The organism is Cupriavidus cauae (genome assembly GCF_008632125.1).
Classification (GTDB): Bacteria; Pseudomonadota; Gammaproteobacteria; order Burkholderiales; family Burkholderiaceae; genus Cupriavidus; species Cupriavidus cauae.
Map to the genome: position 1 here is coordinate 1 of NZ_VWRN01000025.1, position 12,641 is coordinate 12,641.

15 protein-coding genes are annotated in these 12,641 nt (G+C 67.7%); 12 read left to right on the forward strand and 3 right to left on the reverse strand.

Features of this window, described 5'->3' with window-relative positions:
• The 3 genes from F1599_RS08055 to F1599_RS08065 form a co-directional block, all read left to right on the forward strand.
• On the forward strand, positions 1-677 hold a 677-nt coding region (locus tag F1599_RS08055; protein ID WP_223819528.1), incomplete at its 5' end, for a DUF3108 domain-containing protein.
• A gap of 201 nt (positions 678-878) precedes the next feature.
• Positions 879-1,685, forward strand: a complete 807-nt coding sequence (gene pcaD, locus F1599_RS08060) for a 3-oxoadipate enol-lactonase (protein WP_149317602.1) — start codon at positions 879-881, stop codon at positions 1,683-1,685.
• A gap of 275 nt (positions 1,686-1,960) precedes the next feature.
• Complete coding sequence (locus F1599_RS08065) at positions 1,961-2,218, forward strand: BTH_I0359 family protein (protein WP_149317315.1); 258 nt, start codon at positions 1,961-1,963, stop codon at positions 2,216-2,218.
• 53 nt (positions 2,219-2,271) lie between these two features.
• On the opposite strand, the gene F1599_RS08070 is transcribed toward F1599_RS08065, so the two are convergent.
• Positions 2,272-2,664, reverse strand: a complete 393-nt coding sequence (locus F1599_RS08070; protein ID WP_149317314.1) for a rhodanese-like domain-containing protein — start codon at positions 2,662-2,664, stop codon at positions 2,272-2,274.
• 127 nt (positions 2,665-2,791) lie between these two features.
• On the opposite strand from F1599_RS08070, the gene F1599_RS08075 reads away from it, so the two are divergent.
• The 3 genes from F1599_RS08075 to F1599_RS08085 all read left to right on the forward strand — a co-directional run bounded on the left by F1599_RS08075 (position 2,792) and on the right by F1599_RS08085 (position 7,546).
• The gene (locus F1599_RS08075; protein WP_223819529.1) at positions 2,792-3,940 is read left to right on the forward strand and encodes a homocysteine S-methyltransferase family protein; all 1,149 of its coding nucleotides are present in this window, start codon (positions 2,792-2,794) and stop codon (positions 3,938-3,940) included.
• Positions 3,941-4,043: 103 nt separating this feature from the next.
• The gene (gene metH / locus F1599_RS08080) at positions 4,044-6,791 is read left to right on the forward strand and encodes a methionine synthase (protein WP_150082714.1); all 2,748 of its coding nucleotides are present in this window, start codon (positions 4,044-4,046) and stop codon (positions 6,789-6,791) included.
• A 251-nt stretch (positions 6,792-7,042) separates the two neighbouring features.
• On the forward strand, positions 7,043-7,546 hold the full coding sequence (locus F1599_RS08085) for a hypothetical protein (RefSeq protein WP_150082715.1): 504 nt from the start codon (positions 7,043-7,045) through the stop codon (positions 7,544-7,546).
• Between the two features lie 115 nt (positions 7,547-7,661).
• Here F1599_RS08085 and F1599_RS08090 read toward each other — a convergent pair whose 3' ends face one another.
• Positions 7,662-8,069, reverse strand: a complete 408-nt coding sequence (locus tag F1599_RS08090) for a hypothetical protein (protein WP_150082716.1) — start codon at positions 8,067-8,069, stop codon at positions 7,662-7,664.
• 117 nt (positions 8,070-8,186) lie between these two features.
• Here F1599_RS08090 and F1599_RS08095 point away from each other — a divergent pair, with 117 nt between their 5' ends.
• From F1599_RS08095 to F1599_RS08105, 3 genes are all read left to right on the forward strand, one after another.
• On the forward strand, positions 8,187-8,819 hold the full coding sequence (locus F1599_RS08095) for a response regulator (protein WP_006579377.1): 633 nt from the start codon (positions 8,187-8,189) through the stop codon (positions 8,817-8,819).
• A 97-nt stretch (positions 8,820-8,916) separates the two neighbouring features.
• Positions 8,917-9,324, forward strand: a complete 408-nt coding sequence (locus F1599_RS08100; protein WP_023263511.1) for a response regulator — start codon at positions 8,917-8,919, stop codon at positions 9,322-9,324.
• A 137-nt stretch (positions 9,325-9,461) separates the two neighbouring features.
• Positions 9,462-9,605: an entericidin A/B family lipoprotein gene (locus F1599_RS08105; RefSeq protein ID WP_150082717.1), complete on the forward strand. Its 144-nt coding sequence runs from the start codon at positions 9,462-9,464 to the stop codon at positions 9,603-9,605.
• Between the two features lie 52 nt (positions 9,606-9,657).
• Here F1599_RS08105 and F1599_RS08110 read toward each other — a convergent pair whose 3' ends face one another.
• Positions 9,658-11,298, reverse strand: a complete 1,641-nt coding sequence (locus F1599_RS08110; protein ID WP_150082718.1) for a CHASE3 domain-containing protein — start codon at positions 11,296-11,298, stop codon at positions 9,658-9,660.
• A 272-nt stretch (positions 11,299-11,570) separates the two neighbouring features.
• Here F1599_RS08110 and F1599_RS08115 point away from each other — a divergent pair, with 272 nt between their 5' ends.
• The 3 genes from F1599_RS08115 (at position 11,571) to F1599_RS08125 (ending at position 12,618) form a co-directional block, all read left to right on the forward strand.
• Complete coding sequence (locus F1599_RS08115) at positions 11,571-11,744, forward strand: DUF1328 family protein (RefSeq protein WP_006579617.1); 174 nt, start codon at positions 11,571-11,573, stop codon at positions 11,742-11,744.
• 81 nt (positions 11,745-11,825) lie between these two features.
• Positions 11,826-11,993: a DUF1328 domain-containing protein gene (locus F1599_RS08120; protein WP_006579618.1), complete on the forward strand. Its 168-nt coding sequence runs from the start codon at positions 11,826-11,828 to the stop codon at positions 11,991-11,993.
• A 163-nt stretch (positions 11,994-12,156) separates the two neighbouring features.
• Positions 12,157-12,618, forward strand: coding sequence for a glycine zipper domain-containing protein (locus tag F1599_RS08125; protein ID WP_149317309.1), 462 nt, complete (start codon positions 12,157-12,159; stop codon positions 12,616-12,618).
• Positions 12,619-12,641: the final 23 nt, after the last annotated feature.

Consider the following 12,641-nt stretch of genomic DNA (forward strand, 5'->3'; position numbering starts at 1 on the left):
GTCCGGGTTCCGCACCGGCGCCGGCGCCGGCCGATGCGCTGCGCTACGCGCCGCCGCCGTCGGCAACGCTGCGCTACGCCAGTTTCGTCAACGGGGTCGAGAACCCCGACGGCACCATCCGCTGGCAGCACGGGGGCGGGCGCTATCAGCTGTCGGTCGAAACCCGCATGCTGTGGTTCCGGTTCGCCTTCCACAGTACCGGGGCGCTGGGCGAGCAGGGGCTGGCGCCAGAGCGCTACGTCGAGGAACGCCGCAAGCGCAGCCAGGTGACGCGCTTCGACCGCGCGACCGGCGCCGTCGTGTTCGAGTCGCGCGGCGGCCAGGCGCCGCTGCCCGAGGGCGCGCAGGACCGCTTCAGCGTCTTCCTGCAACTGGTCGGCCTGGTGCGCGGCAACCCGCAGCGCTATGCCGCGCCGGGCGCCACCGAGACGTTCCAGGTCGCCGACACCAGCGATCTCGAGCCGATGCGCGTCCAGTATGTCGGCGAGGAGGACATCGAGACCGGCGCGGGCTTCGTGCGCGCCAAGCATTTCATCCGCCTGCCGCGCCGGGCCGACGACCGCCGCCGCGTCGAGGTCTGGCTGGCGGAATCGGTGGGCTGGATGCCGGTCAAACTGCGGCAGACCGAGCCCGACGGCACGCAGATCGATCTGGTACTGCGCGGCGCCGAGCCCTAGTCTGGAAGGATCGGAGCCGAGCGGCGTGGCCGCCGCGACGCTCCCGTGCGATGCGTCGCCGCCCACCGACCCCGACAGGAGGACACGATGACCGACACCTTGCCGCCCACCGCCACGCCTGCCACCGCGCCAGCCCACGCCCAGGGGGCGGCGCCCGCTTCCAGTCCAGCCGCCCAGCCGCCCGCCTCCGAGACACACCGCGTGATCGTCGGCGACGTGACGCTGCAGGCCCGCATCGACGGCACCGAAGGCCCATGGGTCGTGCTGTGCCACGGGCTGGCCTGCGACCACACGCTGTGGGACGCCACCGCGGCCCATCTGGCGCCGCGCTATCGGGTGTTGCGCTTCGACCTGCGCGGCCACGGCCGCAGCGACGCGCCCGTGGGGCCGTATTCGATGCTGCGCATGGCCGACGACGTGGTCGCCCTGATGGACGGCCTGGACGTGCCGCAGGCGCACTTCATCGGACTTTCGCTAGGCGGCATGATCGGCCAGACGTTTGCGGTGCGCTATCCCGAGCGGCTGCACTCGCTGACGCTGGTCGACACCGTCTGCCGCACCCCGCGCCAGGCCCATCCGATGTGGCATGAGCGCATCGGCCAGGTGGAGGCGCACGGGATGGCGGGAGTGCTTGATGCGACGCTTCAGCGCTGGCTGACCGCGCCGTACCGTGCCGCGCATGCGCAACAGGTCGAACGGATCCGCCAGATGGTGCTGGCCACGCCCGTTCGCGGCTATGTCGGCGCCTGCCTGGCGATCCTCGGTTTCGACCAGGCCGATGCGCTGGCGCGCATCCATTGCCCGACGCTGGTGGTGGTCGGCGACCAGGACCAGGGCTGTCCGGTCGCCGAGTCCAGGGCCATTGCGGACGGCATTCCGGCCGCCCAGTTCGAGGTGCTGCCGGACGCCGCCCATCTGTCCCCGATCGAGCAGCCGGAGCGGTTTCATGCGCTTCTCGACGCTTTCCTGGTCAAGGCGGCCTGCGGGGCGCAGTGCGATACCCCTTGAGCCAGGCCGGCCCGCGTAGGCGATCGGCAAGCGCTTCGTAGGACAAACCCTCTTTTCGTTGGGGAAACCGAACTTGCCGCCTTGGGGGCGACTCCAACCTGATGAGCGGGCGCTACGGCATCGGGCACCACGCCAGCGCCCAGCGAGGCATGCGCTTGAAAAGCGTCTTCATGCCCTCAGCTTGGAGGTGAAATCGCGGAAGGAAGCCGGCGCTCCCACCGGCTGACGCAAGAATCAACAAACCTTCCGTCCGTCCCATAGCCCGGAGGTGCGCCATGCAAATGATTTATAACAGCGACAACTACTGCATCGTGGAGTTCGGTGCCGACGTCGAGCATGCCCCTCTTGCCTCCGGCGGTTACGAGATCGTCGACAAGAACATGAAGCGCGAGATCTTCCTTGGCGGCCAGCTGGCCGAGCATTTTCGCGCCGATGTGCAACGTCTGATCGAGACCGAACCGTCCGTGGAAGAGGTGGACGAATTTCTTGGCAAGTTCGATACGGTGATGACGCACTCGCTGGCGATGCACTGACGACGCACCGCCGCCGCAGAAAGCCCGCGCCATGGCGCGGGTTTTTTTATGCCTCAGTACTGCTCCCACGGCAGCCCTTCGAAGCGCCAGCCGTTGACGGTATTGCGGTGCCGCTGCGCGTCGAGATCGCCCTCGAAGCCGTGCAGCACGTTGTAGACGGTGGTAAAGCCGGCGCCTTCGAGCGCCTGCGCGGCCGCGGTCGAGCGGTTGCCGCTGCGGCAGATCAGCAGTACCGGCCGCGCCGACGCCTGCCCGGCCAGCTTCTTGACCGCCTGCACGAAGTGCGGGTTGACCTCCCAGTCCGGGCCGTCGTTCCACGGCACGTTGAGGGCGCCGGTCGGGTGGCCGACGAACAGGTATTCCATCTCGCTGCGGCAGTCGATGAACAGGGCGTCGGGGTGCTCGGCCAGCAGGGCCTGGGCCTCGCGCGGGGCAAGATGTTGCATGCGGTGTCGTCGGGGGTCGGGTAGGGGGGCGATCTGCCCGAGTGTAGGCCCGGGCAAGCCGGGGCGGCAAGGTGCCGTAACTGATAAAATCGACCACTTTTCCAGCATCACCGAGGCCAGTGAAGCCATGAGCGCTGCATCCATCGAATCGTCCGGCACAGCGTCTGCCATCGCACCGGGCGCAAAGGCAGGTCTGCAGGCAGGCGCGCACGCGGGCCCGCAGGCCGGTCCCCCGGCCCGGCCGTACACCCGCGCCGCGCAACTGCCGCGGCTGCTGCGCGAGCGCATCCTGGTCCTGGACGGCGCGATGGGCACCATGATCCAGCGCTACAAGCTGGGCGAGGCCGAATATCGCGGCGAGCGTTTCGCCGCGCATCCGGTCGACGTCAAGGGCAACAACGAGCTGCTGCTGCTGACCCGCCCGGCGGTAATCCGCGAAATCCACGAGCAATACCTGGCGGCCGGCGCCGACATCATCGAGACCAACACCTTCGGTGCGACGCGCGTCGCGCAGGAGGACTACAAGATGGCGGACCTGGCCTACGAGATGAACGTGGCCGCCGCCCGCCTGGCGCGCGAGGTCTGCGATCGCTACAGCACGCCCGAGCGGCCGCGCTTCGTCGCCGGCGCCTTCGGTCCGACGCCGAAGACCGCCAGCATCTCGCCGGACGTCAACGATCCGGGCGCGCGCAACGTCAGCTTCGAGGAGCTGCGCGATTCGTACTACGAGCAGGGCAAGGGCCTGCTGGAAGGCGGCGCCGACGTGTTCCTGGTCGAGACCATTTTCGACACGCTCAACGCCAAGGCCGCGCTGTTCGCCATCGACCAGCTGTTCGAGGACACCGGCGAACGCCTGCCGGTGATGATCTCGGGCACCGTCACCGACGCCTCCGGCCGCATCCTGTCGGGCCAGACCGTCGAGGCCTTCTGGAACAGCCTGCGCCACGCGCGCCCGATCACGTTCGGCCTGAACTGCGCGCTGGGCGCGACGCTGATGCGGCCCTATATCGCCGAGCTGGCCAAGCTGTGCGATACCGCGATCTCGTGCTATCCGAACGCGGGGCTGCCGAACCCGATGAGCGACACCGGCTTCGACGAGACGCCGGATGTCACCTCGTCGCTGGTGGACGAGTTCGCCGCGTCCGGGCTGGTCAACCTGGTCGGCGGCTGCTGCGGCACCACGCCCGAGCATATCGCCGCGATCGCGCAGCGCGTCGCCAACCGCAAGCCGCGCGCCTGGCCCGGCCAGTATCGCGACGAAGCGGACGCGGCCTGACCGGCCGCCCCGCCGCCCACGCCCACGCCACGCATCACCGGCGCGCCGCCGCACGAATCCGTCCCCGGCGCGCCGTGCATCCGATCCCGAACCTGAGTCCGCCATGTCTACCGATACCCGTCCCGCTCGTCCGATGCGCCTGTCCGGCCTGGAGCCGTTCACGCTTGGCGAGGGCAGCCTGTTCGTCAACGTCGGGGAGCGCACCAACGTCACCGGCTCCAAGGCCTTCGCCCGGATGATCCTGAACGGCCAGTTCGACGAGGCGCTGGCGGTCGCGCGCCAGCAGGTCGAGAACGGCGCGCAGATCATCGACGTCAACATGGACGAGGCGATGCTCGACTCCAAGGCGGCGATGGTGCGCTTCCTGAATCTGATCGCGTCCGAGCCCGATATCGCGCGCGTGCCGATCATGATCGATTCGTCGAAGTGGGAGGTGATCGAGGCCGGCCTGCAATGCGTGCAGGGCAAGGCCGTGGTCAACTCGATCTCGCTGAAGGAAGGCGAGGAGCAGTTCCGCCACCACGCCACGCTGATCCGCCGCTACGGCGCGGCGGCCGTGGTGATGGCCTTCGACGAGCAGGGCCAGGCCGACACGTTCGCGCGCAAGACGCAGATCTGCAAGCGCAGCTACGACATCCTGGTCAACGAGGTCGGCTTTCCGCCCGAGGACATCATCTTCGATCCGAACATCTTCGCGGTCGCGACCGGCATCGAGGAACACAACAATTACGCGGTCGACTTCATCGAGGCGACCCGCTGGATCAAGCAGAACCTGCCCTACGCCAAGGTCAGCGGCGGGGTGTCCAACGTCTCGTTCTCGTTCCGCGGCAACGACGTGGTGCGCGAGGCGATCCACACGGTGTTCCTGTACCACGCGATCGCCGCCGGCATGGACATGGGGATCGTCAATGCCGGCCAGCTCGGCGTCTACGATCAGCTCGACGCCGAGCTGCGCGAGCGGGTCGAGGACGTGGTGCTGAACCGCCGTGCCGACGCGACCGACCGCCTGCTGGAGATCGCCGACCGCTACAAGGGCGGCGGCGCGAAGCGCGAGGAGAACCTCGAATGGCGCGGCACGCCGGAGAAGCCGGTGCCGGTGGCCGACCGCCTCGCGCATGCGCTGGTCCACGGCATCACCACCTTCATCGTCGAGGACACCGAGGAAGCGCGCCAGCAGATCGCCGCGCGCGGCGGCCGCCCGATCGAGGTCATCGAGGGCCCGCTGATGGACGGCATGAACATCGTCGGCGACCTGTTCGGCGCCGGCAAGATGTTCCTGCCGCAGGTGGTCAAGAGCGCGCGCGTGATGAAGCAGGCGGTGGCGCATCTGCTGCCCTTCATCGAGGAGGAAAAGCGCCTGCTGGCCGAGGCCGGCGGCGACGTGCGCGCGCGCGGCAAGATCGTGATCGCCACGGTCAAGGGCGACGTGCACGACATCGGCAAGAACATCGTGTCGGTGGTGCTCCAGTGCAACAACTTCGAGGTCGTCAACATGGGCGTGATGGTCCCGTGCAACGAGATCCTGGCCAAGGCCAAGGTCGAGGGCGCCGACATCATCGGCCTGTCCGGCCTGATCACGCCGTCGCTCGAGGAGATGGCCTACGTCGCCTCCGAGATGCAGCGCGACGACTATTTCCGCGTCAAGAAGATTCCGCTGCTGATCGGCGGCGCGACCACCTCGCGCGTGCACACCGCGGTCAAGATCGCGCCGAACTACGAAGGACCGGTGGTCTACGTGCCCGACGCCTCGCGCTCGGTCAGCGTGGCCTCGAGCCTGCTGTCCGACGAGGGCGCTACGCGCTACCTGGACGAGCTGCGCGCCGACTACGAGCGCATCCGCACCCAGCATGCCAACAAGAAGGCCGTGCCGATGGTGACGCTGGCCGAGGCCCGCAAGAACAAGACGCCGATCGACTGGAGCGGCTACGTGCCGCCGAAACCGAAATTCATCGGCCGCCGCGTGTTCCGCAACTACGACCTGGCCGAGCTCGCCAACTACATCGACTGGGCGCCGTTTTTCCAGACCTGGGACCTGGCCGGCAAATTCCCCGCGATCCTGAACGACGAGATCGTCGGCGAGTCGGCGCGCCGCGTGTTCTCCGACGGCAAGGCGATGCTGGCGCGGCTGATCCAGGGCCGCTGGCTGACCGCCAACGGCGTGATCGCGCTGCTGCCGGCCAATACCGTCAACGACGACGACATCGAGATCTACACCGACGAGAGCCGCAGCCAGGTCGCGCTGACCTGGCACAACCTGCGCCAGCAGAGCGAACGCCCGGTGGTCGACGGCGTGCGCCGGCCGAACCGGTGCCTGGCCGACTTCGTCGCGCCGAAGGAGAGCGGCATCGCCGACTATATCGGCCTGTTCGCGGTGACCGCCGGCATCGGCGTCGACAAGAAGGAGGCCCAGTTCGAGGCCGACCACGATGACTACAGCGCGATCATGCTGAAGGCGCTGGCCGACCGCCTCGCCGAGGCCTTCGCGGAATGCCTGCACGCGCGCGTGCGGCGGGACCTGTGGGGCTACGCCGCCGACGAATCGCTCGACAACGAGCAGTTGATCGCGGAAGCCTATCGCGGCATCCGGCCCGCGCCCGGTTATCCCGCCTGCCCCGAGCACACCGTCAAGGGCCCGATGTTCCAGGTGCTCGATGCCGGCGAGATCGGCATGGGCCTGACCGATGCGCTGGCGATGACGCCGGCGGCCTCGGTCAGCGGCTTCTATCTGGCGCATCCCGAGGCGACCTACTTCTCGGTCGGCAAGATCGGCCAGGACCAGCTCGACGACATGATCGCGCGCCGGCACGAGGACCGCGCGGCGATGGAGCGGGCGCTGGCGCCGAACCTGTAACGTGTTGCGAAGCCGCGCCGCCGCCGCCGCGGCCTTCAACCGGCGGCGCGCCGCCGCAAGTCGTTGACGGGACTGGCGAAAGTCGCCGCGGCCGCGGGTTTGACGGCCTTTGCGCCGGCTCACGACTCCTTACAGCGCATTACATCTCCTCACAGCATCGCAGTGGGGTGCTCCCTAGACTGAGGACTCGCTCTCCAGGCGACAACCCGCGGCGAAAGCCTCGCCGCACAGTCATTCGAAAGGAGTACTCCATGAAGAAACTGCTGATCTCGCTGTCCGCCCTGTCGATCGCCGCCGCCTCGTCGCTGGCCATGGCGCAAGGTACGCAAGCCGGTGCGACCGGCGGCGCCGCCGGCTCGCTGACCGCCCCGACGGCGACGGCGCCGTCTGCCGGCGCCAATGCCGGTGTGAATGCGGGCGCTGAAGTGGCAGGAAGCCGCGCGAACATGGATACCGGCGTCAAGGCCGGCCTGAACGACAAGGCCGGCGAAATCGACGACACCCGCAAGAGCGCCAAGGATCGTGCCGCCACCGCCGGCGGCAAGGCGAAGTCGAAGGCCCACGACGCGCATGGCAAGACCAAGAGCAAGGCCAAGGACACCGTCGGCGCGGTCGAAGGCACCGCCGACAAGACGGTCGGCGCCGTCGGCGACACGGTCAGCGGTACCGCGGGCAAGGTGGGCGGCCTGGTCGGTGGCGCGACTGGCGGCACCTCGGCCACCGTCGGCGCGGGTGCGTCGGCGAAGGTCCAGTAAGCCGATCGCCCGCAGGGGCGCATCGATGCGCGGCGGCGAGCCGCCGCGCAAGCCAGGGGCGGCGATCCGGGATCTCCGCCCCTTTTCCGTTGTCGGCCCGCTATTGGCCCACTGCTCACAGAAGGTGGCCCCAGTTCGGTGGCCACACCGTAGCGAGTATCGAGCGGAAGCCGTCATTCCTCCTCGCCGCGGCGGCCAGGTCGGGATACATCTGCTTCTTCGTCAGCTCGTCGGTGCAGTACTTCGAAAGAAGCTGCTTGACATAGCCGGCACGCCAGGGGGACTGCTGGTCGTCCTGCAGGCGGATGGCCGCATTGCCCAACGCCGCCGCATAGCGTCTCAGCGCAAACGGACCATCATTGTGCGTGCCGAAGAACGCCTGCGAGGACAGCCGGGCCAGCACGGCGGCAAGGCACCACAGGAAATACGACTGGCATGCGGGATCGCCGCGGCCGCTCGGCATGGTGTCGAGCAGCGCCTCGAGATGGGCGGGCGTCGGCTGGACGTCCTGATCGTCGGGCACGCCACATTGTCAGCCTGACACCGACATTCCCGGTGCTTTGTAATGACTACAATGCAACAGGCCAAATACAGCCTGGCCCCGGCGTCCGGGCAATACCATCGCAGGGGGGAAACTTTGATGATTCGCGTCCTGATCGCCGACGATCACCAGATCGTCCGTGCCGGTCTGCGCCAGTTCATTTCCGACGAACCGGATATTCGCGTCGAGGGCGAAGCGGCCAGCGGCGACGAAGTGATGGCGCGCCTGCGCGAAACCGAGTTCGACGTGGTGGTGCTCGACATCTCGATGCCCGACCGCAACGGCATCGACGTACTGAAGCTGATCCGCCAGCGTCATCCCGACCTGCCGGTGCTGATCCTGTCCACCTATCCCGAGGACCAGTACGCGATCAATCTGATCCGTGCCGGCGCCTCCGGCTACCTGACCAAGGAAAGCGCGCCCGACGATCTGGTCAAGGCGATCCGCACCGTGGCCCAGGGGCGGCGCTATGTCAGCCCGACCGTGGCCGAGCTGCTGATCGGCGGGCTGGAGAAGCCGACCGACCAGCCGCTGCACCAGACCCTGTCGAAACGCGAATTCCAGATCTTCTGCAAGCTCTCGCGCGGACAGTCCGTTTCGGTGATCGCCGACGAGCTGTTCCTCAGCGTCAAGACGGTCAGCACCTACCGCTCGCGCATCCTGGAAAAGATGGGCATGAAGACCAACGCCGATCTGACCTATTACGCGATCAAGAACGGCCTGGTCGAGTAGGCGGCACGCCGTTCGTCCCGGCATGGACGGGGCCGGCGGCGGTGCTGTAGGACGGACCCGGATACCTGGCCCCTGGCCCCATTGCTACCATCGAACCATGTTGGATCAAGCCGCGGCAACTCCCTACCGTACGCTGCGGGTCTTACTGATCGAGGACTCGGCGGTCCTGCGGAGCATGTTGCTGGAGTACTTGAACGCATTCTCCTTCGTCGAGACCGTCGATTGGGCGGATACCGAAAGCACCGCCATCCGCCTGTTCGAAAGCGGCAGGTATGAGGTCGTCATCGTCGACCTGCAATTGCGTCAGGGCAACGGTATCAACGTGCTGCGGGCGATCCAGAAGGCGCAGGCGCCGGGCATCCGGATCGTCTACACCAATCATGCGCAGGTGCCCACCTACCGGCGTCAGTGCGCCGAGGCGGGAGCCGACTATTTTTTCGACAAGTCGCTCGAGCTTGAACAGGTATTCCGCGTGATCGAGGAATACGCCCAGGCACCGTCCTGAGTTCGAAACGAACGGCTTGTGGCTGGCGGCCAGCGACGACGACTCGTGCTGAGCTCCATCGACCGATCCTTGGGCAGCAACTGTTTTTCCCGTCGCGGCAACGCGCCGCACCCCCTCGCTAAGCAAAGGAGATCGTCATGAAAAAGCTGATCACGCTGTTCGCTCTTGCCGGTGTCACGCTGATTACGGGTTGCAACACCATCGCCGGCGCCGGCAAGGACGTCGAAAGGGGCGGCGAGAAGGTGCAGGGAGCGGCGGAGGAAACCAAACGCAAGATGTAATGCGCCGCGACGCAGCCAGCAGAAAAAAGGAGCCTTCGCAGGCTCCTTTTTTTTATGCCCCTTGCCCGTGCTGGGATGTCCCCGCGGGGCCGGTGGCCGGCGAAGGCTCGGTGCCCGTGTCCGCGCCCGCGGCCGGCCGCGCCGGTGTCGGCTCCGGCCGCGCCGGCTCCGTCTGCGTGGGCTCGGTCTGCGTCGGCTCTGTCCGCGTCGACGCCGTCAGCCCGGGCCCCGTCTGCGCAGGTCCGGTCTGCGCAGATCCCGTCTGCCCGGGGCCAGCGATCGGCAGCTCATGCGGCAGCGGCTCGTCGGCCTCGTCCAGCGACGGCGGCGGCGCCACCACGGCATCGGTCAGCGGCACCTCGACGCGGACCGTGACGCCGGCGCCCGGCGTCGAATCGATCTGCAGCGTGCCGCCCAGCGCGATCACGCGCTGCTCCATGCCCAGCAGCCCATGGTGGCCGGAGGTGCGGCGCGTTTCGATATCGGCCGGCAGGCCGCGCCCGTTGTCGCTGACCTTCAGCAGCAGATGGTCGTCGGTACGCGTGAGCGCGACCGACACGCGGCTCGCCTCGGCGTACTTGGTCGCATTGGTCAGCGACTCCTGCACGATGCGGTACAGCGCGATGGCCGCGGCGTCGCGCAGTGGCGGCACGGACGGGTCCAGCTCGACCTCGGTCTCCCAGTGATTGCGCGTGGCCACCTCCTCAACCAGCTGGGCGATCGCCTCCTTCAGGCCGAGGTTCAGCAGCACGGTCGGGCGCAGGTCCTCGATCAGGCGGCGCTTGATCTGGATGCCCTGGTCCACATGCAGCATCACCCGCGTGATCTTTTCCTGGATCTCGGGATAGTCGTTCTGCAGGCGCCGGCGGATCCAGTGCATGTCGAGCTTGGTCGCCGTCAGGATCGCGCCCAGCTCGTCGTGCAGCTCGCGCGCCAGCCGGGTCTTCTCGTCCTCGGTGACGCGCTGCAGGTGGGAGGCCAGCGCCGACAGCTGCCGCGTGCGCGCCCGCACCATGCGGTCCAGCCGCGCGCTTTCCTCCTCGAGCTCGCTGCGCGCGGCCTCGGAGACCGCCAGGCGCCGCGAATGCTGGAAGCCGACGATGACCAGCAGCACGATGTTGATCGCGGTCAGCAGGCCGATGCCATAGCGCGACAGGTTGATGTCGCGGTCCGCGTTCTCGAGATTGCGCGATACCGACGCGGCCGAGCGCGCGCGCAGCGTCTCCAGGCCGAGCCGCGCCTTCTCCATGGTCTGCTTGCCGAAGTCCGTGCGGATCAGGTCCAGCGCCACCTCGACATCGCGCTTGCCGTAGATCAGCGTCAGCTCCATTTCGGTCAGCTTGCGGCTGATCAGCAGCGACGCCTCGCCGAACTGCTTCAACGCCTCCGGGTCGTCGGCGAACCGGTTGCGGATGTCGTTCATCAGCGTGTTGATGCGCGGAATGGCGCGATGGTACGGCTCGAGATAGCTTTCCTTGCCGGTCAGCAGGTAGCCGCGCTGGCCCGCCTCGGCGTTGACCAGCTCGGCCAGCAGCGCGCTGATGTCGCTCTGCACGTTCTGCGAGCGGATGACCTGCGAGTAGCCCTGGCGCAGCCGGATATTGCCGGCCTCCGAGGCGATCAGCACGACCACCGTGAGCAGGATGCCACCCGCGAGCAGCACGGTGGACCGCAACGACGATAGCTTCAACATGATGGAATTTCCTGGATTGCGCGCTCGCGGTCGCGCGCGGTGACTGCGCCGATGGAATCACAACGATTGCGCCCGGTCAACCGATCCACCGGGACATCCGGAGGCGTGGCGAAGCGGTGCGCCGCACGAGACCTGGCGCCGCGCGGGACCTGTAGGAAACCGCTGACAGGGGAATCGGTGCAAGGTCGGTGCCTCGCCGAAGTGGCGATTCCTACCATGCTTGCATGGCCTGGCGCACCGAAGCACCGAGCCGCGAGAACAGGAGAAACACCATGCTGAAGTGGGCGCTGATCTTTGCCGTGATTTCCATCGTCGCGGGGCTGCTCGGTTTCACCGGCATCGCGGCGGGCGCGGCGGGCATCGCCAAGGTGCTGTTCTTCCTGTTCCTGATTCTGTTCGTGCTGTTCCTGGTGCTTGGGGTAACGATCTTCAAGTCGGTCAAATGACGGCCCACCCGACGATCACCGCTCGCGCTCACGCGCGCTGTTGTGCTAAGGCAGTTCGATCCAACTAGGGGAGTTTTCACCATGCTTTACTACGCACTGGTCTTTTTCATCATCGCCCTGGTCGCCGCCGTGTTCGGCTTTGGCGGCATCGCTGCCGGCGCGGTCGAAATCGCGAAGATCCTGTTCTTCATCTTCCTGGTAGTGGCGCTGGTGACCTTCGTCATGAGCCTGGTCCGCAAGGGCCGATGATCGGCCGATGAAAGGCCGATGAAGGGCCGTCGATGGTCCGACAAGGGCCCGTTGACGGCCCGCTGATCGTCGCCAGGCCCTGCGCCAGGTTGCCTGCATTGCGTCGGCCAAGCGCGGCGCTTAGCGTCGCGCGTTGGCCGACGCGCGTCTTAAGGAGAGTCCCATGCTGACCCACAATCCGAAGGTGAAGAAGGAAGTCCGCCATCTTGCCGATTGCGCCAGCGACACGGTTCGCCAGTTGCGCCACGCCGCCCGCGATACCAGCGGCGCCGCGCGCGAGGCCGCCTCGCCGGTGGTGGACGAGGTGAGGGGACTGATCTCGGCCCTCGAACACACGATCGAGGTGCTGGCGCGCGAAGGTTCGTCCGAGGCCGCGCAGGCCAGCCGCCGGCTGCAGACGCGGGCGCGCATGCTGGCCGATCAGGCCCGCGAGGCCACGGTGCAGAGCGCCAGCCGTGCGCGCGAGCGTGTCGACCAGGCGGTCGTCGGCGTCCAGCACAGCGTCGCCGAGTCGCCGTTCCGCGCCATCGCGATCGCCGCGGCGGTCGGCGCGATCGCCGCGCTGCTGCTGGTGGGCGGCAGCAGCCGCCGCCGCAGCGAGGACGGCAACTACGACGGCAACTGAGCGAACGAGCGACGGCAACGAGC

What these genes read in the sequence shown, in the direction of transcription:
- metH (WP_150082714.1), top strand. Translation starts at nt 4,044, where the DNA reads ATGTCTACCGATACCCGTCCCGCTCGTCCGATGCGCCTGTCCGGCCTG.
- F1599_RS08085 (WP_150082715.1), top strand. Translation starts at nt 7,043, where the DNA reads ATGAAGAAACTGCTGATCTCGCTGTCCGCCCTGTCGATCGCCGCCGCC.
- F1599_RS08075 (WP_223819529.1), top strand. Translation starts at nt 2,792, where the DNA reads ATGAGCGCTGCATCCATCGAATCGTCCGGCACAGCGTCTGCCATCGCA.
- F1599_RS08095 (WP_006579377.1), top strand. Translation starts at nt 8,187, where the DNA reads ATGATTCGCGTCCTGATCGCCGACGATCACCAGATCGTCCGTGCCGGT.
- F1599_RS08105 (WP_150082717.1), top strand. Translation starts at nt 9,462, where the DNA reads ATGAAAAAGCTGATCACGCTGTTCGCTCTTGCCGGTGTCACGCTGATT.
- F1599_RS08110 (WP_150082718.1), bottom strand. Translation starts at nt 11,298, where the DNA reads ATGTTGAAGCTATCGTCGTTGCGGTCCACCGTGCTGCTCGCGGGTGGC.
- F1599_RS08065 (WP_149317315.1), top strand. Translation starts at nt 1,961, where the DNA reads ATGCAAATGATTTATAACAGCGACAACTACTGCATCGTGGAGTTCGGT.
- F1599_RS08125 (WP_149317309.1), top strand. Translation starts at nt 12,157, where the DNA reads ATGCTGACCCACAATCCGAAGGTGAAGAAGGAAGTCCGCCATCTTGCC.
- F1599_RS08120 (WP_006579618.1), top strand. Translation starts at nt 11,826, where the DNA reads ATGCTTTACTACGCACTGGTCTTTTTCATCATCGCCCTGGTCGCCGCC.
- F1599_RS08115 (WP_006579617.1), top strand. Translation starts at nt 11,571, where the DNA reads ATGCTGAAGTGGGCGCTGATCTTTGCCGTGATTTCCATCGTCGCGGGG.
- F1599_RS08070 (WP_149317314.1), bottom strand. Translation starts at nt 2,664, where the DNA reads ATGCAACATCTTGCCCCGCGCGAGGCCCAGGCCCTGCTGGCCGAGCAC.
- F1599_RS08100 (WP_023263511.1), top strand. Translation starts at nt 8,917, where the DNA reads ATGTTGGATCAAGCCGCGGCAACTCCCTACCGTACGCTGCGGGTCTTA.